The sequence below is a fragment of the Cupriavidus sp. 05N39 genome (genome assembly GCF_056397325.1).
The window spans coordinates 1-22,018 of sequence record NZ_JBFTNE010000070.1 but is presented as its reverse complement, the minus strand read 5'-3'; the positions used below and the strand labels follow the sequence as shown (position 1 = coordinate 22,018).

Annotated in this window: 23 protein-coding genes and 1 pseudogene; 8 read left to right on the top strand and 16 right to left on the bottom strand. The window is 68.8% G+C overall.

What is annotated here, in order from left to right; all coding sequences use genetic code 11:
* Nucleotides 1–64 precede the first annotated feature (64 nt).
* From AC1DN0_RS27975 to AC1DN0_RS27950, 6 genes are read right to left on the bottom strand one after another with little or no spacing between them, the layout of a single operon-like run.
* Nucleotides 65–1,549: an FAD/NAD(P)-binding protein gene (locus tag AC1DN0_RS27975; RefSeq protein WP_441627858.1), complete on the bottom strand. Its 1,485-nt coding sequence runs from the start codon at nt 1,547–1,549 to the stop codon at nt 65–67.
* 7 nt (nt 1,550–1,556) lie between these two features.
* Nucleotides 1,557–2,846, bottom strand: coding sequence for an acyl-CoA dehydrogenase family protein (locus AC1DN0_RS27970; protein ID WP_441627856.1), 1,290 nt, complete (start codon nt 2,844–2,846; stop codon nt 1,557–1,559).
* Between the two features lie 28 nt (nt 2,847–2,874).
* Complete coding sequence (locus AC1DN0_RS27965; RefSeq protein ID WP_441627854.1) at nt 2,875–3,828, bottom strand: substrate-binding periplasmic protein; 954 nt, start codon at nt 3,826–3,828, stop codon at nt 2,875–2,877.
* 21 nt (nt 3,829–3,849) lie between these two features.
* On the bottom strand, nt 3,850–4,683 hold the full coding sequence (locus AC1DN0_RS27960; protein ID WP_441627852.1) for an ABC transporter ATP-binding protein: 834 nt from the start codon (nt 4,681–4,683) through the stop codon (nt 3,850–3,852).
* Complete coding sequence (locus AC1DN0_RS27955) at nt 4,677–5,738, bottom strand: ABC transporter permease (protein ID WP_441627850.1); 1,062 nt, start codon at nt 5,736–5,738, stop codon at nt 4,677–4,679. The genes AC1DN0_RS27960 and AC1DN0_RS27955 overlap by 7 nt, the downstream gene beginning before the upstream one ends.
* Complete coding sequence (locus AC1DN0_RS27950) at nt 5,719–6,786, bottom strand: ABC transporter substrate-binding protein (RefSeq protein WP_441627848.1); 1,068 nt, start codon at nt 6,784–6,786, stop codon at nt 5,719–5,721. The genes AC1DN0_RS27955 and AC1DN0_RS27950 overlap by 20 nt, the downstream gene beginning before the upstream one ends.
* A gap of 192 nt (nt 6,787–6,978) precedes the next feature.
* Between AC1DN0_RS27950 and AC1DN0_RS27945 the strand changes: the two genes are divergently transcribed.
* Nucleotides 6,979–7,977 carry a GlxA family transcriptional regulator gene (locus AC1DN0_RS27945; protein ID WP_441627846.1) on the top strand — a complete coding sequence of 333 codons (999 nt, stop codon included), beginning with the start codon at nt 6,979–6,981 and terminating at the stop codon, nt 7,975–7,977.
* An 8-nt stretch (nt 7,978–7,985) separates the two neighbouring features.
* Here AC1DN0_RS27945 and AC1DN0_RS27940 read toward each other — a convergent pair whose 3' ends face one another.
* From AC1DN0_RS27940 to AC1DN0_RS27915, 6 genes are all read right to left on the bottom strand, one after another.
* Complete coding sequence (locus AC1DN0_RS27940) at nt 7,986–8,363, bottom strand: hypothetical protein (protein WP_441627844.1); 378 nt, start codon at nt 8,361–8,363, stop codon at nt 7,986–7,988.
* 170 nt (nt 8,364–8,533) lie between these two features.
* Nucleotides 8,534–8,704: a VOC family protein gene (locus AC1DN0_RS27935; protein WP_477146162.1), complete on the bottom strand. Its 171-nt coding sequence runs from the start codon at nt 8,702–8,704 to the stop codon at nt 8,534–8,536.
* A 25-nt stretch (nt 8,705–8,729) separates the two neighbouring features.
* The gene (gene fghA / locus AC1DN0_RS27930; RefSeq protein ID WP_477146161.1) at nt 8,730–9,581 is read right to left on the bottom strand and encodes an S-formylglutathione hydrolase; all 852 of its coding nucleotides are present in this window, start codon (nt 9,579–9,581) and stop codon (nt 8,730–8,732) included.
* An 8-nt stretch (nt 9,582–9,589) separates the two neighbouring features.
* The gene (locus AC1DN0_RS27925; RefSeq protein WP_477146160.1) at nt 9,590–10,696 is read right to left on the bottom strand and encodes an S-(hydroxymethyl)glutathione dehydrogenase/class III alcohol dehydrogenase; all 1,107 of its coding nucleotides are present in this window, start codon (nt 10,694–10,696) and stop codon (nt 9,590–9,592) included.
* 367 nt (nt 10,697–11,063) lie between these two features.
* A complete protein-coding gene (locus AC1DN0_RS27920) occupies nt 11,064–11,579 on the bottom strand; it encodes a hypothetical protein (RefSeq protein ID WP_441627836.1) in 516 nt (171 codons plus the stop codon).
* Between the two features lie 26 nt (nt 11,580–11,605).
* Nucleotides 11,606–12,295 (bottom strand): flagellar brake protein, encoded by a 690-nt coding sequence (locus tag AC1DN0_RS27915; RefSeq protein WP_441627834.1) that lies wholly within the window; start codon nt 12,293–12,295, stop codon nt 11,606–11,608.
* A gap of 380 nt (nt 12,296–12,675) precedes the next feature.
* On the opposite strand from AC1DN0_RS27915, the gene AC1DN0_RS27910 reads away from it, so the two are divergent.
* Nucleotides 12,676–13,422 (top strand): flagellar brake protein, encoded by a 747-nt coding sequence (locus AC1DN0_RS27910; RefSeq protein WP_441627832.1) that lies wholly within the window; start codon nt 12,676–12,678, stop codon nt 13,420–13,422.
* Nucleotides 13,423–13,625: 203 nt separating this feature from the next.
* Here AC1DN0_RS27910 and AC1DN0_RS27905 read toward each other — a convergent pair whose 3' ends face one another.
* From AC1DN0_RS27905 to AC1DN0_RS27890, 4 genes are all read right to left on the bottom strand, one after another.
* Nucleotides 13,626–13,976, bottom strand: coding sequence for a mechanosensitive ion channel protein MscS (locus AC1DN0_RS27905; RefSeq protein ID WP_441627830.1), 351 nt, complete (start codon nt 13,974–13,976; stop codon nt 13,626–13,628).
* A gap of 131 nt (nt 13,977–14,107) precedes the next feature.
* Nucleotides 14,108–14,377 (bottom strand): hypothetical protein, encoded by a 270-nt coding sequence (locus tag AC1DN0_RS27900; RefSeq protein ID WP_441627828.1) that lies wholly within the window; start codon nt 14,375–14,377, stop codon nt 14,108–14,110.
* A 124-nt stretch (nt 14,378–14,501) separates the two neighbouring features.
* Nucleotides 14,502–15,851: an NTP/NDP exchange transporter gene (locus tag AC1DN0_RS27895; protein WP_477111212.1), complete on the bottom strand. Its 1,350-nt coding sequence runs from the start codon at nt 15,849–15,851 to the stop codon at nt 14,502–14,504.
* A 7-nt stretch (nt 15,852–15,858) separates the two neighbouring features.
* Nucleotides 15,859–16,773: an aldo/keto reductase gene (locus AC1DN0_RS27890; RefSeq protein WP_441627824.1), complete on the bottom strand. Its 915-nt coding sequence runs from the start codon at nt 16,771–16,773 to the stop codon at nt 15,859–15,861.
* A gap of 150 nt (nt 16,774–16,923) precedes the next feature.
* Between AC1DN0_RS27890 and AC1DN0_RS27885 the strand changes: the two genes are divergently transcribed.
* The 6 genes and pseudogenes from AC1DN0_RS27885 to AC1DN0_RS27860 all read left to right on the top strand — a co-directional run.
* Nucleotides 16,924–17,391, top strand: a complete 468-nt coding sequence (locus AC1DN0_RS27885; protein ID WP_441627822.1) for a DUF3995 domain-containing protein — start codon at nt 16,924–16,926, stop codon at nt 17,389–17,391.
* Between the two features lie 153 nt (nt 17,392–17,544).
* On the top strand, nt 17,545–18,735 hold the full coding sequence (pobA, locus tag AC1DN0_RS27880; RefSeq protein WP_441627820.1) for a 4-hydroxybenzoate 3-monooxygenase: 1,191 nt from the start codon (nt 17,545–17,547) through the stop codon (nt 18,733–18,735).
* Between the two features lie 85 nt (nt 18,736–18,820).
* Nucleotides 18,821–19,687: a branched-chain amino acid ABC transporter permease gene (locus AC1DN0_RS27875; RefSeq protein ID WP_441627818.1), complete on the top strand. Its 867-nt coding sequence runs from the start codon at nt 18,821–18,823 to the stop codon at nt 19,685–19,687.
* Nucleotides 19,684–20,709, top strand: a complete 1,026-nt coding sequence (locus AC1DN0_RS27870; protein WP_441627816.1) for a branched-chain amino acid ABC transporter permease — start codon at nt 19,684–19,686, stop codon at nt 20,707–20,709. The genes AC1DN0_RS27875 and AC1DN0_RS27870 overlap by 4 nt, the downstream gene beginning before the upstream one ends.
* A complete protein-coding gene (locus AC1DN0_RS27865; protein ID WP_441627814.1) occupies nt 20,706–21,458 on the top strand; it encodes an ABC transporter ATP-binding protein in 753 nt (250 codons plus the stop codon). Before AC1DN0_RS27870 ends, AC1DN0_RS27865 begins: the two co-directional genes overlap by 4 nt.
* Nucleotides 21,451–22,008: pseudogene (locus AC1DN0_RS27860) on the top strand (ABC transporter ATP-binding protein); the annotation flags it as partial. The gene AC1DN0_RS27865 and the pseudogene AC1DN0_RS27860, both read left to right, overlap by 8 nt.
* Nucleotides 22,009–22,018 lie beyond the last annotated feature (10 nt).

Genomic DNA, 22,018 nt, shown 5'->3' with positions numbered 1-22,018 from the left:
CGGATGCCTTTGGCAAGCGTTGGCTGAATCAGGCTGCGCGTGCCCTTGGCCGGATGCCGGCCGGCTAGGCCGCCTGCGCCTCGGTCTCGGCCGTCAGTCCGAGTTCCTCCACCAGCCGTGCCGCCAGCGCTGCGGCCTGGTTGCGCACGTCGATGATGGTGCCCGACTCCCACAATGCCCCGCGCAGCGGTGCGCCCAGCGTGCTGAGGCCGGGCACGAGGCGGCCGCCGCGATCGAATACGCGGCCGCGCGCGTCGCCGTCGAGGCCAGACCCGGCTGCCGCCGGCCGCACCAGGCCGCGCGCCAGCAGGCTGCGCACCAGGGGCCGGGTGTTGCCTGCGTGCCAGCCGTACTCCGCGCCGGTGCAGTTGATGGCCGCGTCCACAGTGGAGGGCGCGGGCAGCGGGCGCGACAGGTGCAGGGCCACGCGGTGGCTTCTTCCCTCGCTCCCGTGACCGCCACGCTGCCAGCCGCTCGCGGTGTTCCCGTCATCGGCCGGCGCCAGTGCGGTGACGCGGGCGGCGTGTACGTGCAGGCGTCCCTGTGCGCGCACCGCCTCGAATACCGCATGCGTGGGCGGCGCGGCGCGGTGCAGCAGGTTGTCCCAGAAGGGCCGCACATGGCGCAGGAAGCGCTGGCGCTCCGGCACGCTGGCGGCCGCCCACAGCGGGCCGATGTAGGTACGCAGCGCGGGCGGCACGCTTTGCCAGTCGAGGCCTTGCGCCGTCAGTGCAGCGCTTTGCCGGCGCACCCGCCGGACCACGTCGCGCGCGGTGGGCGCGGCCAGCGCTACAGGTCCCGCTGCGGCCAGGAAGTCGTCGCAGGGGCCGGCGTTGTGGCGCAGCCAGGGTACCAGCGCACGCCGGGAGAACGCGTGGTAGGTGCCGGTGAAGCCGAGGCGCTCCAGCGTGGCGACCACGTCGAGCATGGTCAGGCTGGTGCCGATCAGGGCGATCTCGCGTGCGTTCGCGAGCCGGGCCAGTGCTTCGGGCTGCCAGGGGTCCGGCACGTAGCGGCCATCGGCTTCGAGCGCGTCGTCTTGCGCCAGCGCCGGCCGCGCGGGCTGCACGCCGGTGGCCAGCACGATGTGGTCCGTATCCCAGGCGCGGCCGTCGGCGCTGCGCACGCGGTGCGGCACGCCGATGGTCACGTCGGTGATTTCCGCTCGCACATGTTCCAGCGTGGCGTGCCCGGCCGCGCCTGCCAGCGCGCGCGCCAGGGTGTCTTGCAGGTAGTCGCCGTACACGCCGCGCGGAGCGAAGGCGTTGTCGGCCTCGGCGGGGGCGGCGTGACCATGGCGCACCAGCCATTGCGAGAAGTCTTCCAGCGCATCGGGGTGAAGGCTGAAGTTCAGCGCGGGCCCGTTGAGGTAGTGCGCCGGGTCTTGCGTGCTGTAGGCCAGCCCGCGCCCCGGCTCGGCACGCGGCTCGAACAGGTGGATGGCGAGCGGTGCGCTGCTGTCGCGCAGCAACCGGATGGCGGTCAGGGTGCCGGCCATGCCGCCTCCCACGATGGCGATGCGGCGTGGCTGGGAATCGGGTCGGGTCATGATGGTCTCAGGCGTTGGTGCCGGGCGGGTTGGCGTGTGCCGCGGCGCGCAGCGCCTGCTCGCCGGCGCTCACCAGGATGGCGTCGTTCTGCGGGGTATGGATGCGGCTGCACAGCACGTTGCGGTAATGGCGCTCAAGCGGGTTGCCGCGCGACAAGGCGGGGTTGCCGGCGAGCCTGACCGCAAGCTCGACGGCGGCGATGGCGTTGTCGGTGATGTTGAGCTTGAGCAGGTTGCTGTCCGTGGCGCTGGCCGGCGCGCCGGCATCGGCATCGGCGCTGAAGCGGTCCAGCAGGATGCGGTTGGCCAGCAGCCAGCTGTCGATGCGGCCCACCGCTTCCTGGAAGCGTGGCAGCGTGGCCAGCGGCGCGCCCAGGCTGCCGGGGGCGCGCAGGTTGAGCCACGCGACAAACCAGTCGCGGGCGCTGTGCGCCACGGCGTTGTACAGCGTGCCGAGCAGGGTGGATGTCCACACGGCCCAGGCCGGGTCATGGCGTTCCGCCCAGGCTTCGGGCAGGCGCAGGTCGACCGCATGGGCGGCGGACAGCGGGGTGTTGTCGAAGACCACGTCGTGGCTGCCGGTGGCGCGCATGCCGAGATGGTCCCAGGTAGGCAACACGGTGATGCCGGGCGCGTCGCGCGGCACCAGGAACACACCGGTGCGCGGGCTGGGCTCGTCGGTGCGGCCCCATACGGCCAGCCAGCTCAGCGCCGGGATGCCGGTGGAATAGATCTTGTGGCCCGACAGCAGCCAGCCGTCGCCCTGCCGGCGCGCCACCGTGGCCGGCAGGCCGCCGCGCGCGGGAGAGCCCAGCGCGGGCTCCACGCGCAGGGAATTGATCAGCGCGCCTTGTTCCACCGCGCTGCGTTGCACCTGTTCGCGGATGTCAGCCGGCCATTGCGTGTCCTGCGCCAGGTTGCGATGGCCGAGGATCTGCATCACCAGCACCAGTGCCGTGGACGGATCGCCCGCAGCCACGTGATGGACCACGCGGCGCGCTTCCGCCAGCCCGGCGCCGGCACCGCCGAGCGCGCGCGGCACGGTGAGGTCGAGCAGCCCGAGCTGGTGGAGTTCGGCGATGTTCTCGAAGGCAAAGGTGGCGTCGCGGTCATGCGTGGCGGCGCGTGCGGCAAAGCGCGCGGACAATGCGCGCAAGGCTTCGTCCGTGCGCAGGGGACGCGCCGCGCCGGCCGTACCGGTGGCATCGGGGGTTGGCGCGGCGGGCGTGAAGCCGCTTTCGCGATGCCACTCCGAAATCCGCTGCCGGCTGGTCGTGCCGGTGGGTTTCAAATGCATTCTTGCTCCTGTTTTGTCTGGTGGATGTTCAATGGCAGATCAGCCCGCTCTCGACCAGCATCATGTTGAAGGCGGCGTCGCCGGCGGCTGCATCTCGCAGCCGTGCAAGCCGCCCGTCGCGTTGCCAGCGCGCCAGCCAGTGCTCCAGGTAGCGCGCCGATTGCGCGTCAGGCTGGCGCAGCGTCAGCGTCGCGCCCTCGCCATCGAGCAGCAGCGGCGCCGCCGCGAAGAAGCGCCATTCCGGCAAGCGCATCACGCGCGCGATCAGCGCGGCATCTTCCGCCACCGCCGCGCACTCGCCACGGCGGAACGCCAGCAGCGACTGCAGCGGCGAGGGGTAGCGGCGAAGCCCGGCGCCAGCTCGGGTCAGGAGCGCCTGGAAAGGGCTGCCTTCGCTCACGCAGGCGGTCTTGCCGTCGAGCGCATCGAGCCGGCTTACCGGCGCGAAGCGCAGGGTCAGCAAAGTGCCGCGAGGCGTGCCTGGTGCCCGTACCGAGGCTGCGCGAGGATACGCGCCGTCCGCCGCCGCGCCAAAAGCGAGATCGATAGCGGGGTGCTCGTTGCCGCCGGCGCTGGCTACCGGCAAATGCCGCAGCCTGACCGGGACGCCCAGTGCACGGCCCAGTTCCGCGGCCAGCCCGGCTTCACCCGGATCGGGTTTTGCCACCAGCGGCCGGCCCGGCGGCGTCGGGCGCGGATACACATGCACGCCCACCACCAGTTCGCCACGCGCCTGGGCTTGGCGCAGCAGGGGACCGGGTTCGGCGTGCGATTGCCACGGCGTGCCGGCGAAGAGCCAAAGCGGCAGGGCGATCGCGCAAGCCGCCAGGGCGATCACGCCCGCCATGCGCCTTGTCGCCGCCGGGATGCCAGAGGGCAAGCGCGGCAGGCTACGCGTACGCATGCCGTCCGCCATGCCGCCTGGTAGCGGGTCGGGCCCCAGCCACCAGGTGCCGTGCAGATGCCAGAGCTCATCGGGCATGGCCGCCTCGCCTGCGTTGGCTTACCATCCCTGGCCCAGCCCCAGCAGGCCGAGGATCTCGCGGCGCAGCCGGATCAGTTCGGGGTCGTCGCGATGGCGCGGATAGTCGCGGTCGATCCTGAGTTCCGCCGTGATGCGGGCGGGGCGTTCGCTGAACACGATCACGCGCGTGGCCAGCAGCAGCGCTTCCTCCACGTCGTGCGTAACCAGCAGCGCGGTAAAGCGCGAGCGCTGCCACAGCGCTACCAGCTCGCCCTGCATGCTCAGGCGCGTCAGCGAATCGAGCTTGCCCAGCGGCTCGTCGAGGATCAGCAGGCGCGGCTCGTTGACCAGAGCGCGCGCCAGCGCGGCGCGTTGCGCCATGCCGCCGGACAGCTGGCGCGGATAGGCGCGGGCGAAGTCGGTCAGGCCCACGCGTGCCAGCGCATCGTCCACGCGGGCGCGCTGGCTGCCGAGCAAGCCGCGCGCTTCCAGGCCGAGCGCGGCGTTGTCCCATACGGTGCGCCACGGGTAGAGCGTGGGGTCCTGGAACACCACCACCCGGCTCGGGTCAGGCCCGCCGATCGGTACGCCATCCACCGCCAGCGTGCCGCGCCGTGGCGGCTCCAGCCCGGCCACCAGCCGCAGCAGGGTGGACTTGCCGCAGCCGCTGGGACCGAGCAGGGCAACGAACTCGCCCGGCTCCGCAGTCAGGCTGACGCGGCTGAGCACCGGCAGCACCTGGTCGCGCAGCGTGAAATGATGGCTGACCTGGTCGATGGTCAGGCGCACGCCGTTGCCGGCGGCGCCGGCCGTGTCGATGGCAGCTTGCGCAGGCTGGGCCCGGGCGGGTTCGTCGAGCACGGCGCTTACCATTTGACCACTCCTTTTTGCCAGGCCAGCAGGCGGTCCCGCGAGCGGAACAGCAAGGTGATGAGCCCTGAGAACAGGATCGCCATCACCAGCAGCGCGCCGTACATGCTGGCGTAGGCGGCCCAGCCCTGGGCCCATTGCAGGTACCAGCCCAGGCCGGACTTGACACCCAGCATCTCGGCCACCACCAGCACCGAGAACGATGCGCCCAGGCCCATGAACAGGCCGACGAACACGCTCGGCAGCGCCGCGGGCACGGCGACTTTCAGCACCAGGAAGCGCTCTTTGGCACCGAGGGTGCGGGCCACGTCGTAATACGCCGGGTCCACCGCCGCCACGCCAGACCACGTCAGCACCGTGACCGGGAACCAGGTCGCCAGCGCCACCAGGAAGGTGGCCGCGCTGGCGCTGCTGGGAAAGGCGAAGAACACGATCGGCAGCCATGCCGTGGCCGGCAGCGGCCCCAGCAGGCGCAGCACCGGGTGGACCCAGTAGCCGGCGCGGCTCGACCAGCCGATGGCCACGCCGGTCAGGAAGCCCGCCAGCGCGCCCAGCAGGTAGCCGGTGGCCAGCAGGCGCAGCGAGTGCGCCACCGCGTCGGCCAGCCGCGCATAGTCCTCGAGAAACACTTCAAGCAGCGCTTGCGGCGGCGCGAAGAAGGGGCGCGGCAACAGGCCCAGCTTGGCGGTCACCAGTTCCCAGATCAGCGTCAGCGCCGCGAGCACCAGCAGCCACGGTCCGGCACGGCGCAGCGCGGCGCCGATGCCGCCCAGCCGGTGCTGCACGAATGCCAGCACCAGCAGCACGGCGGCGATACCCGCGAACAGCGAGGCGGTTTCATGCGTCAGTGGCCAGTCTTCCGGCTCGGGCCAGAACTTCACCACGGCGGCGACGGCCAGCCAGGCCGCCGCGGCCAGTGCGCCGGCCAGCCAGACACGCGGGATCGCGGGCGCGGGCAAGGCCAGGAAGTCATCGGGCGCGTCGAAGGCATCGTGTCCGGCAAGCGCCTGTGCGCTGTCCAGCGCACCGCGCTGCCCGTCAGCCGAGAACGTTGGCATAGATGCGCTCCGCGAATTTGCTGGAATCGGTGCCGGGCCGGATCACCGACACCAGCTTGAGTTCGTCGGTGTATTGCGCCAGCTCCTTCTTCAGGTCCGCGCCCACCGGATGGTGGCCGTGCGTATGGCTCTTGAGCATGGCCACCACATCGGCCTGYGGCACCTTGGCGAACTCGGCGAAATGCCGCGCCGCGCCTGCGGGATTGGCCACCGTCCAGTCCTGCGCCTGCAGCACGGCGTGGGTGAGCGCCGAGGCGGTCTGCCTGTCCTCGCGGATCAGGCTGCCGCGAATGCCGAGCACGCAGCAGGCGCGGTTGGCGTATTCGTCCGACAGGTTGGTGGCGACCTCGACCAGGCCGCGCTCCTTGCGCAGCAGGTAGGTGCGCGGGTCGCCGTCGGCGGCGGCCTGGGCTTCGCCTTTTTCCAGCGCGATGCCGAGCAGGTCGGCCGGGTACTGGCGCCACTGCACATCGCGCACGGGRTCGATGCCGCGCTTGGCCAGCAGGATGGAAAAGAAGTTCTTGGCCGGGCTGGCCATGTCGCTGACGGCCACGGTCTTGCCCTTGAGGCTCTTCAGGTCGGTCACGCCCGAGTTGCTCAGGGTCAGCAGCCGCATGCAGCCGCCGTGGGTGGCCGCCGTCAGCTTGACGTCGAAGCCTTGCTCGAGCGGCTTGAGCCAGCGCAGCGCCATGCCCACGCCGGCGTCCGCTTTCCTGGTGGCAATGGCTTCGAGCAACTGGTCGGTCGAGCCGCCAAAGTTGATCAGCTCCACGTCCAGCCCGTGGTTGCGGAAGATGTTTTCCTTCAGCGCCGCGGCAACCGGCGCCAGGCACACGGAACTGGCGTTCCAGGCCAGCTTGACCGGCTTGAGCTGGCCGGTGGCGGCGCTGGCCCTGGAGGTCCAGATAAAGGGCGCGACGCCGCCGGCGATGGCGAGCGCGCCGGCGGCCTGCAGCCAGCCGCGGCGGTTCAGGGCGCCCGTGCTGCGCGGATTGCCCTCGGGCGAGGAACGGTTGACTGCGGACGGCTGCTCTGGCTCTTGGTGCATGACACTCCTCGGTAGGCTGCGGGATGTGGACGATATGCACCATGCTAAGAACTGGTTCACTGCAACAGAACGAATTTGTTGGCACAAGCTTGCACGCCCACCGACTAATGCGGCGGCTGCATATGCTTGTACCGGCGCGAGGGCGTGGCCGGCAGTGGGGTAAGATCGCCGCTTTCCATTCCGGTCAGATCGATGCAAGCGCAGGCAGTCGCCGCCCCACGGCGGGTGGATATCGTGGTGTACCCCGGATTCAAGGCCATGGAGGCGGTCGGCCCCATGACGGTGTTCGACTACGCCAATGTGCGCCTGGCCCAGCGCGGGCAGCCACCGGCCTACGCCACCCGGATCGTCGCGCTGGAAACCGGCCCGGTGCGCTCCGACACGCTGATGACGCTGGAGGCCACGGCCCGGCTCGATACCGTGCTGCTGCCGGACATCGCCCTGATCGTGGGCGCGCGCGATATCGAGCGCGCCATGGACGAAGCCCAGGGCATCGTGCCCTGGGCGCGCGCGGTGGCGCCGCGCATCGGGCGGCTGATTGCGCTGTGTTCGGGCACCTTCTTCCTGGCCGCCGCGGGCCTGCTCGACGGGCGCCGGGCCACCACGCACTGGGGCGTGGCCGCGCTGCTGCGCCAGCGCTTTCCGGCGGTGGAAGTGGATGCGGACGCCATCTTTGTGCGCCAGGGCAACCTGTGGACCTCGGCCGGGGTGACTGCGGGCATCGACCTGGCGCTGGCCGTGGTCGAGGAAGACCTTGGCCGCGAACTGGCGCTAGACCTCGCGCGTGAACTGGTGGTCTACCTCAAGCGTCCAGGGGGGCAATCGCAGTACAGCCTGCATCTGGCCAGCCARGCCACCAGCCACGCCGGCATTCGCGGGGTGCAGGACTGGATACTCTCGGATTTGACGCACGACTTCACGATGGCGGAGATGGCGGGCCGGGTGGCGATGAGCGAGCGCAATTTCCGGCGCGTGTTCGCGCGGGAGACGGGTAGCAGCCCGATGGCGTTTATCGAGTCGGCGCGCATCGAAGGGGCGCGGCGGCTGCTTGAACAAGGCGAGCTGCCGCTCAAGTCCATTGCCGCGCGCACCGGATTTGGTTCGGACGAGGGGCTGCGGCGCGCGTTCCTGCGCCAGATGGGCATTACGCCGCGGGACTACCGCGAGCGTTTCGGGGTGGCGCAGCGATAGGCGCGGCTTTACTGGTTGCCTGAAGCCGCCGCGGCCGCCTGCGTAGCGCCCGGCGCGTTGGCGTGCAGCCCCGTATCCTGGCTTGCTGGCGTATCGGCCGCAGTGCCGCCCGGGCCGTTCTGGGCGCTGTCCTGCGAGCGCTGGCGGCCCCGGCCGCGGCTGCCGCCACGTCCGCTGGCGCCGATCGGCGCGGCATGGTTCTGCTTCAGTTCCTGATTGATGCTGTCCACCGTGCGCGGCGCAGGCGTCATGCGCGCAAAGTTGCTCTGGATGGCGTTCATGGCTTCGTCGCCAGCCGCGGGTGAACCCTGCGCGAAGGCGGCGGGTGACAACAATAGCGTGGCCACCACGGGAATCAGGCGAAAAGCGCGGGCGCTGCGGGTCATGTTGAAGTCCTTCGGCTGGCCGCAAGCCGCGTTCGGATGACGCGGTGACAGCGATCCAGGACACTACCAGCGCGGCCCGCCGCAACGCAAGGCGTCGCACGGCGGATTCCGTTTCATCGGGCGCCGGCGTGTTTCAACGTATTACCAGGCGGCGCCGCCTGCACCGGCGCTTACTCCAGGTTCTGCCCGATACGCCACAACACCCCGGACGGATCGAGCAGCACGAAGTCGCGCATCTGCCAGGGCTGGTCCTGTGGCGGCACGAGCCTGACGCCGTAGCGCCCGCCGATATCCTGTGCATTGACCTTGTCCCACCAGGCCTGCACATCTTCCACCAGCAAATGGGTCCAGCCCGTCCGCACATGGTCAGAGTTGCGCTACGTGATGCCGGATATGGTTCTCGATGAAGGTCGAGATGAAGTAATAGCCGTGGTCGTAGCCCTCGTGCCGGCGCAGCAGCAGCGGCTGCCCGACGGCGGCGCAGGCGGCCTCGAAGGCTTCGGGGTAGAGCTGTTCGGCGAGGAATTTGTCGGCCAGGCCCTGGTCGACCAGGATGCCGCGTGGGAAGGGCGCGCTGGCCTGGCGCCGCATCAGCGCCGAGGCGTCGTACTGCTCCCAGCTTGCGCGGTCCTCGCCCAGATAGCCGTTAAAGGCCTTCTCGCCCCACGGACAGCGCATGGGCGCGGCGATGGGCGCGAAGGCCGACACCGAGCGGAAGCGGCCGGGATGGCGCTGCGCCAGCACCAGCGCACCATGCCCGCCCATCGAATGGCCGAAGATGCCGACACGCTGCGGATCGGCGGGCAGCGCGGTGGTGACGAGGTCGAACAACTCCTGCGCCACATAGCTTTCCATGCGCCAGTGCTGGCTCCAGGGCGCCTGCGTGGCGTCCAGGTAGAAACCCGCTCCCGCGCCGAAATCCCATGCCTGCGCCTCGCCGGCGATGCCGGTGTCGCGCGGACTGGTATCGGGCGCCACCAGGATCAGGCCATGCTCGGCGGCAACGCGCTGGGCGCCGGCCTTGRTSATGAAGKTYTSCTCGGTGCAGGTCAGGCCGGCCAGGTAGAACAGCGCGGGCAGGCGCCGTTCGGGCTGGATCAATGCCTGCGCCGGCAGGAATACCGAGAACCGCATCGGCAGGCCGATGGTCGTCGAGGCGTGCCGATAGAAGCGCTGCACGCCGCCGAAGCAGCCGTGCTCTGAGAGTAGTTCGAGCATGGCGGGCCTCAGTACAGGACCACGGAGCGGATCGACTCGCCGCGCTTCATCAGGTCGAAGCCCTCGTTGATGCGCTCCAGCGGCAGGGTGTGGGTGATCARGTCGTCGATRTTGAKCTTGCCKTCCATGTACCAGTCGACGATCTTCGGCACATCGGTGCGGCCGCGCGCGCCGCCGAAGGCCGAGCCCTTCCATTCGCGGCCGGTGACCAGCTGGAACGGGCGGGTGGAGATCTCCGCGCCGGCCTCGGCCACGCCGATGATGATCGACTTGCCCCAGCCCTTGTGGCAGCACTCCAGCGCCTGGCGCATGACCTTGGTGTTGCCGATGCATTCGAAGGAATAGTCGGCGCCGCCATCGGTCAGCTGCACGATATGGTCCACCACGTTCTCCACCTCGTTCGGGTTGATGAAGTGGGTCATGCCGAACTTGCGGGCCATGGCCTCGCGGCCGGGGTTCAGGTCCACGCCGATGATCTTGTCCGCGCCCACCATCCTGGCCGCCTGGATCACGTTCAGGCCGATGCCGCCCAGGCCGAACACCACCACGTTGGCGCCGGCTTCCACCTTGGCGGTGAACAGCACCGCGCCCACGCCGGTGGTCACGCCGCAGCCGATGTAGCAAACCTTGTCGAAAGGGGCATCCGGACGGATCTTGGCCAGGGCGATCTCCGGCACCACGATGTGGTTGGCGAAGGTGGAGGTGCCCATGTAGTGGAAGATCGGCTTGCCGTCGATGGAGAAGCGCGAGGTGCYGTCGGGCATCAGGCCCTTGCCCTGCGTGGCGCGGATGGCCTGGCACAGGTTGGTCTTGCGCGACAGGCAGAACTTGCACTGGCGGCATTCCGGCGTGTACAGGGGGATCACATGGTCGCCGGGCCTGAGCGAGGTCACGCCGGGGCCCACGTCGGTAACGATGCCTGCGCCTTCGTGGCCCAGGATGGYCGGGAAGATGCCTTCAGGATCGGCGCCGGACAGCGTGTAGTAGTCGGTATGGCAGATGCCGGTGGCCTTGATCTCCACCAGCACTTCACCGGCGCGCGGGCCGTCCAGGTCGACTTCTTCCACGGTCAGCGGGGCACCGGCCTTCCAGGCGATGGCGGCTTTGGTCTTCATGATGTTGTCCTTGGTAGTGGTGGCAACTTGCGTGCCGGCCCGATGTCTGGGGACGCATACCAGTGCCGTGCGGGACGAGCCAGGCACGGCACCGTTGGTCAGCGACGACTATACGCCCACGCGGTTGGCCGCGGATGCCCGAGGCGGCGGATTTGGCCTCGGGCGCCCCTTGTTTGGCCGAAATCGTGGGTTGCGCGGGGCGGGACGGCTGACCGGGCGGCTGCAGTCCRGATGCCGGTTCGGCCAGGGTTTTGGCATCGGCCCGGAGAGATTCCGACTGGCCGACGCGGCCAGCGCAGGGTCGACCAGCGCGCGCTGCCGCCCCTTGCCTGGATCGGGGCAGGGTCAGGGCAGGGTCATGGCAGGGTCAGGGCATATCGAATTGATCCGATGGCTTGCTCTGATCCAGCTCCGGCAAACCTGCGGAATACATCACCGCCCAGTTGTCCGGACCTAGCCCTCCGTCACGGCAGGGTAAGCTGCCGACGCGCTTGCCGTCCTTCTCGACGACAAGCCCTTCCTTTTCCCAGCCCTTGCCGCTGCCGGCGTAGACCACATAGTCGTAGCCCCCGTTGGAGAACCGGAAGTAATCGGTGCCGCCACCTGAGTAAGCGGTGACGCCCCACCGGAAGTGCTTGCGCGGATCATCCGTGAGTTTCGGGTAAGCAAGCTCGACGGCCCCCTTTTTTCCAAAGCGGTACTGCACGTACCCTTTCGTTTTGGAAAGATCCGGCGAAGCGCAAAGCGATACAACCTTGTTGCCTTTGACCGTGCATGAGAACGCAACATTCTCGGCCGCCGCGCACAGCGATTCATGTGCCAGTGCGGTAAGCGAAAACATCGAAAGCAGCAGGGCGCCAACGACGCGATGCGGGTGGGACATGAATGACTCCAGTTGAATGACTCCGGTCAATCGAGCAGGGCGCCCTGCTCGAACGCGACAAATTCGCAGCCGTAGTGGTGTACCGCATCGCCGTCGGTATGCACCGACTGGTAACGTACCACGCGAACCCCCATCTCCAGGCTTGCCAGCGTGCCAAAGCGCAGCCTGCCTTTGGGCAGCAACGTCCCGACGGCCAGGGCATTCGTACCTGGTGTGCGCGAGCGCAGGCCCACCCCGGACGCCGAAAGATCGGCAATGTCCAGGATGAGTCCGGTGCCGTCAGGCAACTCGGCCTCGAATGTGTACTGGTAATCCAGCGTCTCCGCCCTGTAGTCCCGCCGCCGTTGCACCTGGGACAGTTTTTCCGGGAACGGCACCGAGAACGCGGCGGCGCCGGAGAACAGGGAGCGGGCCGGGGCGCCCAGGCAAAGCGTGAGCGACACATCATCCAGGACAGTCGAAAGTTCGCTTTGCGCGCAGGCCAGTACTGCCTCATTGTCAGGCTCGCTGACGTATCCCTGGAGCGTAAACGTGCGGGCTGGCCCATCCACGGACAGTACTTTCGTGTGCAGTGTGCGCCCGTCCGGCAAGCGCAAGTCGAGGCTGCGCTCCTGCATGGCCAGGATGTCCAGTATCGCGTGGATCTCACCCTCAAGGGCGTACTGGAACCCGTCCGATGACGGCGGGTTGGTCGAAGCGGAGTCAAGTCTATTCATGGATTGGAATGGCTGGTGAACGATCTGACGCGAGGCGTCGGCCCGGCGCGGAGTCAGGCCCAGGCTGGCAAGCGAAAGCGGAAAGAAATGTGACCGCGAAACGACTCCTAACGGCGGGAGCGATCAAATCTTTAGCCCGCCGGGGAAGGGCGGAATGGCGCCGAATGGAAAAGATGGGGAAGAGAGCGCTGGATTTCTCAAGAACCTGTCTGGCAATGCCGTTAGAGCGGTCGGCATGCAACGGAACATGCGATGCAACGAATATGCCCTCGAAGCTGGAAAGTCGCGAGAAACGTCCGATCGAATACCTTGAATGAGTTAGTCCCGATGAATCGTAGCGCTAGCGCCGCAGTGTTCCCGGACCAGTCTGCAATACCATCATGGCCTCGAACGCCTTAGGCGCGCCTTTGCCGCTCCCGTGGGCTGCTGGCAGCCATATCGAACGGCTCAGCGATCCGGGCCGGATACTTCAGATCCTGCAGGATCTGGCCCGCGTGCGTACCCGGCTCCATCTTCAACCTGTGCAGGAGTGGCGGGTTGCTTCGTGCTTTCTGTCCGTCGACCCATCCAGAGGCACCTGCGTGCTTGCCTGGTGCCGCAACGGCCTGGAACTGGAAGCGATCCTGAACGCCAGCGAACTGGCCGCCTCGGCATCGCTGGGCGATATCACGTTCCACTTCCGGTTCGCCACGCCGGCAGTCACCCGCTTCGACGGCGGACCGGCGTTTCTCGCTTCCTTGCCGGCCGGGATCTATATGGTTCCGCGCCGCAGGCATTTTCGCGTCCGCCTGCAGCAGGACAGGGACTTTCGCTGCCAGATCCTGTTAAGCGACGGCCAGCTTGTGGAAATGGAAGTCGCGGACCTGTCCGTATCCGGGGTGGGCTTGCGCTCCATGCGCATCGGACCGGGTCAGTTGCCGGTCGGGACCAGCATCGCGCAATGCTGCCTGGATCTTGGCGACCTGGGTGCGATGAAGCTTGCGCTGCAGGTGGTGCGGCATCGAAAGGCATGGCACGGCAACGAGGCGTACAACCATTTCGGCTGCCGCTTTGGCCAGATGGATGCGCAGAGCGGCAAGTGGCTGCAGCGCATGGTGTTTGCCCTGGAGCTGGCGGGCCGCCCGTGAGCAAGGCGCCCGGCAGGATCGCCATGCCGCCCGGAGACGGGCCAGCCTGCGCCGGTCCCCGCAACAACGGCGCCACTGCATCCGGCACCGCCATCTCGAAACGCAGTTCCGCACCAGGGAGCGCCTGGCTCGGCTTTTGCGCCAGCGGGCGCGCGAGGATGCCGGTGGTGCCATGGCCCGCCGGATCTGACGGGCCGTCGCGCTCAGTATCCTGGGTATCGAGGCTGCGGCGCTTCCTGATAGTAATAGGGCGCCGGCTGTGGCGCGCATGGCACATAAGCGCGATCGTAATCGCGATAGCAATATCCCGGCGGCGGCCCATAAGCCGGCCCATAAGCCGGCGCGGGCGGGGCGGCCATGACGACCGGCTGGCTGGCCACGGCGGTACCGACCACGGCCAGCCCGACGAGGGCGCCGATGGCCAGCGCGACAGCGCCGGCTGAGTCGCCGTCACCGTGGCCGCGTCCGCGTGCGGAGGCAGGACCCGCGGCCAGCAGCGCGGCGGTGAGCAGGCCTGCGCCGACGATGCGGGCGGCACGATTGGGTTTGCGCATGACTGACTCCTTGTGGCTGCATGTGAGGGCCAGCGACAGTGACAGCGGCTGGCCTTGCAGGCATCTTAGGGGTCAGGCGTCGCCGGAATCTGTCCACACGGTTAGCAGATGTAACGCTGGAGCCATGGCGATCAGGGCGCCGGACTCGGCGGCGACGGAGGTGGCGAAGCGTCGGGTACCGGGGCAGCCTGCGGCGCCGGGGCCTGCCTGTCAGGAGCCTTTTGCTTGTGCTTCCTGTGTTTCTTGTGCCGCGGCGGCTGTGGCGGCAGGGGCTTTTGCGTGGCGCGCTCGCCTTGCGGCGTTTGCGGCTCGGGCGGCGGCAGCGCGGCGCAGGCCATGCCACTGATGGCCAGGGCGGTAAGCAGGGCGGCTGCCTTGTACATCGAAATTCCGGACTTCATCAGGACTCCTCGAAAAATAATCCGYCACAATCGTCACAACTCTCGGCAAATGCGGGGGCTGAAGTGCAGGAAAACACCTGAACCGTGTATCGCATTTGCCTCCCGGCGTATCTGGCGAGCGTACTCAGGCACCGCCCCGGTCGCGAGGCGCCGCCGCCAGGCGGGCGGTGGACGCCGGCGATGCGGTCCCGTGCTGGCCTTCATGCTGGCGGCCAAGCCACCATCCCAGCCAGGCCCATCCCAATGCCAGCGCAGCCCCGGTGAGCGCCACCACGGCCGGGTGGCCGGATAGCCCGTCAATGGCGGTCTTGATCCAGGCGCTGACCGCATCGCCGGCGCGATAAACGGCGGTGTCGATCACGTTCTTGGCCTTGTATTTGGTTTCGGCATCCACCACCGTGAACAGCATCTCCCGGCCCGGCCGCAGCAATGCATATTCGCCCACCCGGCGCAGGATCATCACGCCGGCCAGCACGCCGAAGGCTGGCCATAGCGCCAGCACCAGGAAGCCCGCCGCCACCGCCAGCGGCACCGCGCTGAGCAGGGAAGTCACGCCATAGCGCCTGGCGACACGGCCCGAGAAGAACACCTGCACCACAATGGTCAGTGCCTGCACGATGGCGTCGATGGCGCTGAAGACCTGCGTCTGCTGCGTGCGGCTGGGAAAGGTCTGTGCCACCAGCCTGGCCTGCTCGAAGTAGAGAAAGGTGCTGGCGGTGGCCAGCAGGATCACGAACAGGCTGATGCCCAGCAGGTAGCGCGAACGCGCCACCAGCGTCAGGCCGGCCCAAAGCCCGCCGCCTATGGGCCGGGCCGGGTCCTGAGCCGGGACCGGATCGTCCGCCGCCGGCACACCGGCACCGGCGCGCCGGCGCCAGCCGAACAGGTAGCCCACGCCGGGCAGCGTGGCCGCCAGCAGCGCGGCGGACAGCAGCATCAGCCCGGTCAGGCCGATGCGCGGCACCAGCCAGCCGCCGAGCAACGGCCCGGCGAGTCCGCCCGCGCTGGCGCCGGCGGCCAGCAGGCCGAACAGGCGCCGCGCCTGGCCGGGACGGAATACATCGGCCATCAGGCTCCACGCCACCGACACCACGAACAGGTTGAACACCGACAGCCAGACGTAGAACACCCGCGCCAGCCAGATACTGTCTGGCGCGGCGCGCGTGGCCAAGGCAAAGCCCAGCAGGTTGGCGATAAAGAACGCATAGACCCACGGCACAAAGCGCCGGCGCGGCAGGCGCGCGCTGCACAGGCCATAGCAGGGAATCGCCACCAGCATGACCACGAAGGTGGCGGTGAACAGCCATTGCAGGTTCTGCACACCACCGGCGATACCCATGGTCTCGCGCACCGGACGCAGCATGAAGTAGCTGGCGAACAGGCAGAAGAAGAACAGGAAGCCGGCCGCCACCGCGCTGCCTTCGCCGGGCTGGATGCCGAGGCCGTGCCGGGCCGCTTGCGTGGTGCTGGCCATGACCGGCTCAGGCCAGCAGCGCGGCGATGCGCTCGCGCTGGCGGGCATCGGGCATGCGGCCCAGGCCCGCGCCGAGGTTGTCGCGCATGTTCCTGGGCTTCGACGTGGCGGGGATCGCCGCCGTCACGGCGGGATGGCTGACAATGAATTTCAGGAAGAGTTGGCCCCAGGAGTCGCAGTCGATCTCGCCGGCCCAGGGTGGCAGCGGGCGGTCCTTGACCGCGCGGAACAGCCGGCCGTCCTGGAACGGGCGATTGACCAGCACCGCCACGCCGCGCTCCTGGCACAGCGGCAGCAGCGTGCGTTCGGCATTGCGCTCGGCGACCGAGTAATTGAGCTGGACAAAATCCACGCGTTCGCTGCGCACGATCTGGGCCAGCGCCTCGTGCGCGTCCTCGCGGTAGTGGGTGATACCGGTATAGCGCGTCTTGCCGCGTTCCTTCAACTGGCGGATAAAGCGCAGGTTGTCGCGCCAGTCGATCAGGTTGTGCACCTGCAGCAGATCGACGGTTTCGCTACGCAGGTCGCGCAGCGACTGCGCCCACTGCGCCGGCGCGTTGGCGGCCGACGCCGAGATCTTGGTGGCCAGGAAGACCTTGGCGCGGGCGCTGGCATCCAGCAGCAGGTCGCCGGTAACGGCCTCGGCGCTGCCGTAGCTGGGCGCGGTGTCGATCACCGGGCCGGCCGTTTGCAGCAGCAGGGCCATGACCTCGGCCAGCGGCGCGCGCTCGCCGGGCCCGGTACCCACGTTGAAGGTATCGGCGGTGCCCATGCCGATCACCGGCAGCGTTTCGCGGCCGCCGGGCAGCGCACGGCGCAGGGGGGGCGGGGAGGGCGGGGCAGCGAGCGCGGCGACGGGCAAGGCCAGGCCGGCGGCAAGCAGCATGCTGCGGCACAGGAAGCTGCGTCGATCAGATGGCATGACGGTCTCCTTGCTGGTGGGCACGGATTCTGGCGGCCGGGATTCCCGGTGCTGCGGCATATGGTCACGGCTTCGCATCGCGCACTCCGGCTGGATTAAGCTGGATGCCCCGGTCCGGGGCATCTTCTCACAGATAGGAATCCTGCTGCCATGGTCGCTTTGGTCGCTCTTCTGCTGGTCTGCATCTACCTGTTGCTTGCCGGCGTGCATGTCTACTGGGCGTTGGGCGGCTCCCTGGCCAAGGATGCGGCGGTGCCCCGCATTCCGCGCAAGGTATCCCCAGGCGAAGGGGCTGCCGCGGTGCCTGCGATGGTTCCCGCTTTCACGCCTTCGCGCACCGGCACGCTGATGGTGGCCGTCGGGCTGGCGGTGGTGGCATCGATGGTGGCCGCGCGCGCCGGGCTGTTCGCCGCGCCATCCACGGGGCCGCTCCTGCAATGGGCCATCGGCCTGGTGGCGGTGGCCATGCTGGCGAGGGCGGTGGGCGATTTCCGCCTGGTTGGTTTCTTCAAGCGCATCACCGGCTCTCCGTTTGCGCGGCTGGACACGCGGGTCTATTCGCCCCTATGCGCAGTCCTGGCCGCCGGCCTGGCGTACGTGGCGATCCTGCCAGCCTGATCGTCCTTCCTGCTTCCGCCGGCGGCCCGCGCGGTATCGCCGGAACCCCCGATTGCAAATTGGGGGCGAGCGCCTGAAAATGCCCCTCATCCAAGACCGGGCGCCGCGGCCAGGGGCCGTGGCAAGAGGCTGAACGGGAGACGGGAGACCACGATGCGCACCCAGGTAGCGATCATCGGTGCCGGGCCGGCGGGCCTGCTGCTGGGGCATCTGCTGCGCCGCGCCGGCATCGATGCCGTGGTCATCGAGGACCGCAGCCGCCAGCACGTCGAGGCGCGCATCCGCGCCGGCGTGCTGGAGCAAGGCACCGTGGACCTGCTGGTGGCCTGCGGCGCGGGCGAGCGCCTGCAGCGCCAGGGCCTGCGCCACCACGGCATCGACCTGCTGTTCGGCGGACGCCGCCACCATATCGACCTGTCCGGGCCGACCGGGGGCCGTGCCATCACCGTGTACGGCCAGCACGAGGTGGTCAGGGACCTGATCGCCGCGCGCCTGGCGGATGGCGCGCCGTTGCTGTTCGAGGCCAGCGGCGTGGCGCTGCACGGCATCGATGGCAAGGCGCCCGGCGTCACGTTTGCACACGGGGGGCGGCGCCACACGCTGCATTGCGATTTCATCGCCGGATGCGATGGCTTTCGCGGCGTCTCGCGTGGAGCGATTCCAGCATCCGCGCTGCAGGTGTTCGAGCGGACCTATCCCTTTGCCTGGCTCGGCATCCTGGCCGAGGCCGCGCCAGCCGCGCGGGAGCTGATCTATGCCAGTCATGCGCGCGGCTTTGCCCTGTTCTCGATGCGTTCGCCGCAGATCACGCGGCTTTACCTGCAATGCCGTCCCGGCGAGGATCTCACCCTGTGGCCAGATGCGCGGATCTGGCAGGAGCTGCACGCCCGCCTGGAGACCGGCGACGGCTGGCGGCTCAACGAAGGCCCGGTGCTGCAAAAGGGCATCACGCCGATGCGCAGCCATGTGGTGGAGCCCATGCAATATGGCCGGCTGTTCCTGGCCGGCGACGCGGCGCATATCGTCCCGCCGACCGGCGCCAAGGGCATGAACCTGGCGGTGGCCGACGTGCGCACGCTGGCACGCGCGCTGGCGGCACACTATGGTGAACGCCGCGAAGACCTGCTGGCGGCGTACTCCGCCACCTGCCTGCGGCGGGTCTGGCGCGCCGAGCATTTCTCCTGGTGGATGACTTCGCTGCTGCATCGTTTCCCTGACCAGACCCCCTTTATGGCGCGGCTGCAGCGCGCCGAGCTGGAATACGTTGCCGCTTCACCGGCCGCGGCCGCGTCTCTCGCGGAAAACTACGTCGGGCTGCCCTTTGCCGCCTTCGAGGGCGAGTGAACCCCATCCATCCCTTTGGAAAGACAGGAGACTTCATGACTCAGCGCAGTGGACGGGCCTCATCGCAACGCGGGGAGGGCCGGCGATGATCGCCAGCTTCCTTGGCGTGCTGTTCGACGGGCTGGCCTACGGCTGCCTGCTGTTCCTGATCAGTGTCGGGCTCTCTGTCACCATGGGCCTGATGAATTTCGTCAACCTGGCCCACGGCGCATTCGCCATGTTCGGCGGCTACGTCGCGGTGGTGCTGATGAGCCGCGCCGGCGTTCCCTTCCTGGCGGCGCTGCCGCTGGCCTTCGCGGGTGCCGCGGTGGTGGGCTGGGGGCTGGAGCGCACCTTGTACCGGCGTCTCTACCGCGCCAGCCATCTCGACCAGGTCCTGTTTTCCATCGGGCTCACCTTCATGGCGATCGCCGCCGCGACCTACGTGTTCGGGCCCGGACAGCAGCCGGTGGAGCTGCCCGCTTTCCTGCGCGGGCAGGTGCGGCTTGGCAGGCTGGATCTTGGCGCCTATCGGCTGTTCCTGATCGGCGTGGTGGTGGCGATCACCGCCGCGCTGGGCTGGCTGGTGGCCCGTACGCGCTTTGGCGCGCAGGTGCGCGCGGCGGTGGACAACCAGCAGGCGGCGCGCGGTCTCGGTATCAATGTGGAGCGCGTATTCAGCCTGACCTTCGCGCTCGGTTCTGGACTGGCGGGCCTGGGTGGCGGGCTTGGCATCGATGTGCTGGGCCTCGATCCTTCCTTCCCGCTCAAGTACATGGTGTATTTCCTGCTGGTGGTGGCGGTGGGCGGCGCGGGCACCATCCGCGGGCCGCTGGTGGCGGCGCTGCTGCTGGGCGTGGCCGATGTGGCCGGCAAGTACTACGTGCCGGCGGTGGGCGCCTTCGTCATCTATGCGCTGATGGTGCTGTTGCTGGTGCTGTTCCCGGCCGGTCTCTACGGGAGGCGGGCATGAGCGCGCTGGACAAGGTATCCGATGTGGCCAGCGCGGGTGGCGGCGTACTGCGCCCGCGCCTGCCGGACGGACGCTGGCGAGCCGGCGAGATCGTGTTCTGGCTGCTGCCGGTGGCGGCCTGGTTCCTGTTGCCCGGCTACCTGATACTCGGCAGCCAGGTGCTGATTACCGGCCTGTTCGCGCTGTCGCTGGATTTGTTGCTGGGGTACGCGGGCATCGTCTCGCTCGGGCATGCGGCGTTCTTCGGGCTGGGCGCCTACACCGCCGGCCTGCTGGCCGCGCATGGCTGGGGCGAGCCGTTGTCGGGTCTGCTTGCGGCGGGCGCGGTGGCCGGCGTGGCGGGCTGGCTGGCGAGTTTCCTGGTGGTGCGCGGCGGCGACCTGACCCGGCTCATGGTCACGCTGGGCATCGGGCTGATGCTGTTCGAGGCGGCCAACAAAGCGGCCTTCCTCACCGGTGGCGTGGACGGGCTGGCGGGCGTCACCATGTCGCCGCTGCTCGGGTTGTTCGAGTTCGATCTGTTCGGCAAGACCGCCTACCTCTACAGCCTGGTGGTTGTCTTCGTCCTGTTTGCGCTGGTGCGCAGGCTGGTGGACTCCCCCTTTGGACTGTCGCTGCGGGGCATGCGCGAAGGGGCGCGCCGCATGCCCGCGCTGGGCGTCAACGTGCCGCGCCGGCTCGGCGCGGTATTTGCCGTGGCGGCGGCGCTGGCCGGCGTGGCCGGCGGGCTGCTGGCGCAGACCACGCAGTTCGTCGGCATGGACGTGCTGGGCTTTCCGCGCTCGGCGGAGTTGCTGGTGATGCTGGTGCTGGGCGGCGCGGGCAGGCTGTACGGCGCCCTGGTTGGCGCGGCGGTCTTCATGATCGCGCAGGATGTGCTGGCGGGCATCAATCCGGTCTACTGGCAGTTCTGGATCGGCCTGTTGCTGGTGGTGACCGTGCTGTTCGCGCGCGGCGGCGTGATGGGCGCCGTTGACGCCTTGCGCGGCATGCGCCGCAAGCCGGACGGAGACCAGCCATGACGGCCATCTTGCGCACGGAAGGGCTGTCCAGGTCCTGGGGCGGGTTTGCCGCCAACAGCGAGATCTCGCTGCGTTTCCCGCCGGGCGCGCGCCATGCCCTGATCGGGCCGAACGGCGCCGGCAAGACCACCTTCATCAACCTGCTGACCGGCGCCTTGCCGCCCAGCAGCGGCACCATCTGGCTCGGCGACGAGGACATCACGCATCTGCCGCAGCACGCGCGGGTGCGGCGCGGCATGACGCGCACCTTCCAGATCAACACCTTGTTCCCTGGGCTGACCGTGCTGGAATCCGTGGTGCTTGCGGTGGCCGAACGCAGCGGCGCTACACGTATCTGGCATCGCACCGTGGCATCGCAGAGACCGCTGGCCGACGAGGCCATGGCGGTGCTGACCAGCCTGCGCCTCGACCGCGATGCCGATACCGAGACGCGCAACCTGCCTTATGGCAAGCAACGCCTGCTCGAAATCGCACTGGCGCTGGCCACCCGGTCCGCCATCCTGCTGCTGGACGAGCCCGCGGCCGGCATCCCGGCCGGCGAGAGCGCCGAGCTGTTTGGCGTCATTGCCGGCTTGCCGCGCGACATCACCATCCTGTTTATCGAGCACGACATGGACCTGGTATTCCGCTTTGCCGAGCGCATTACCGTGCTGGTCGGCGGCCGTGTGCTCACCGAAGGCACGCCGGCGGAGATCGGCGCCGATCCCCGCGTCAGGGAGGTGTACCTCGGGGAGGCCGCGCATGACTGAATTGCTGCGGGCAGAAGGGGTGTGCGCGGGCTACGGCGAGGCCGTGGTGATCGACGGGATCGACCTGACGCTCCGCGCCGGTGAGAGCCTGGCCCTGCTGGGCCGCAACGGCGTGGGCAAGAGCACGCTGCTGTTGACCCTGATGGGCCTGACGCGGCTGCGGCGCGGCAGCCTGCACTGGCAAGGGCGCGACCTGTCGCGGCTGGCAGCCCACCAGCGTGCCGCCGCCGGGCTGGGATGGGTCCCGCAGGAGCGCTGCATGTTCCCGTCGCTGACGGTGGAGGAGCACCTGACGGCGGTGGCGCGGCCGGGCTTCTGGAACGTCGCGCGGGTCTATGAGATCTTCCCGCGATTGCAGGAGCGCCGGGGCAATCTGGGCAACCAGTTGTCGGGTGGCGAGCAGCAGATGCTGGCAATTGGCCGGGCGTTAATGGTAAACCCGGTACTGCTATTACTGGACGAACCGATGGAAGGTTTGGCACCTATTATTGTTCAGGAATTGCAGAACGTGATCCGCCGCTTGATAGACGAAGGCGGCATGGCTGTGATTGGGTGATTGG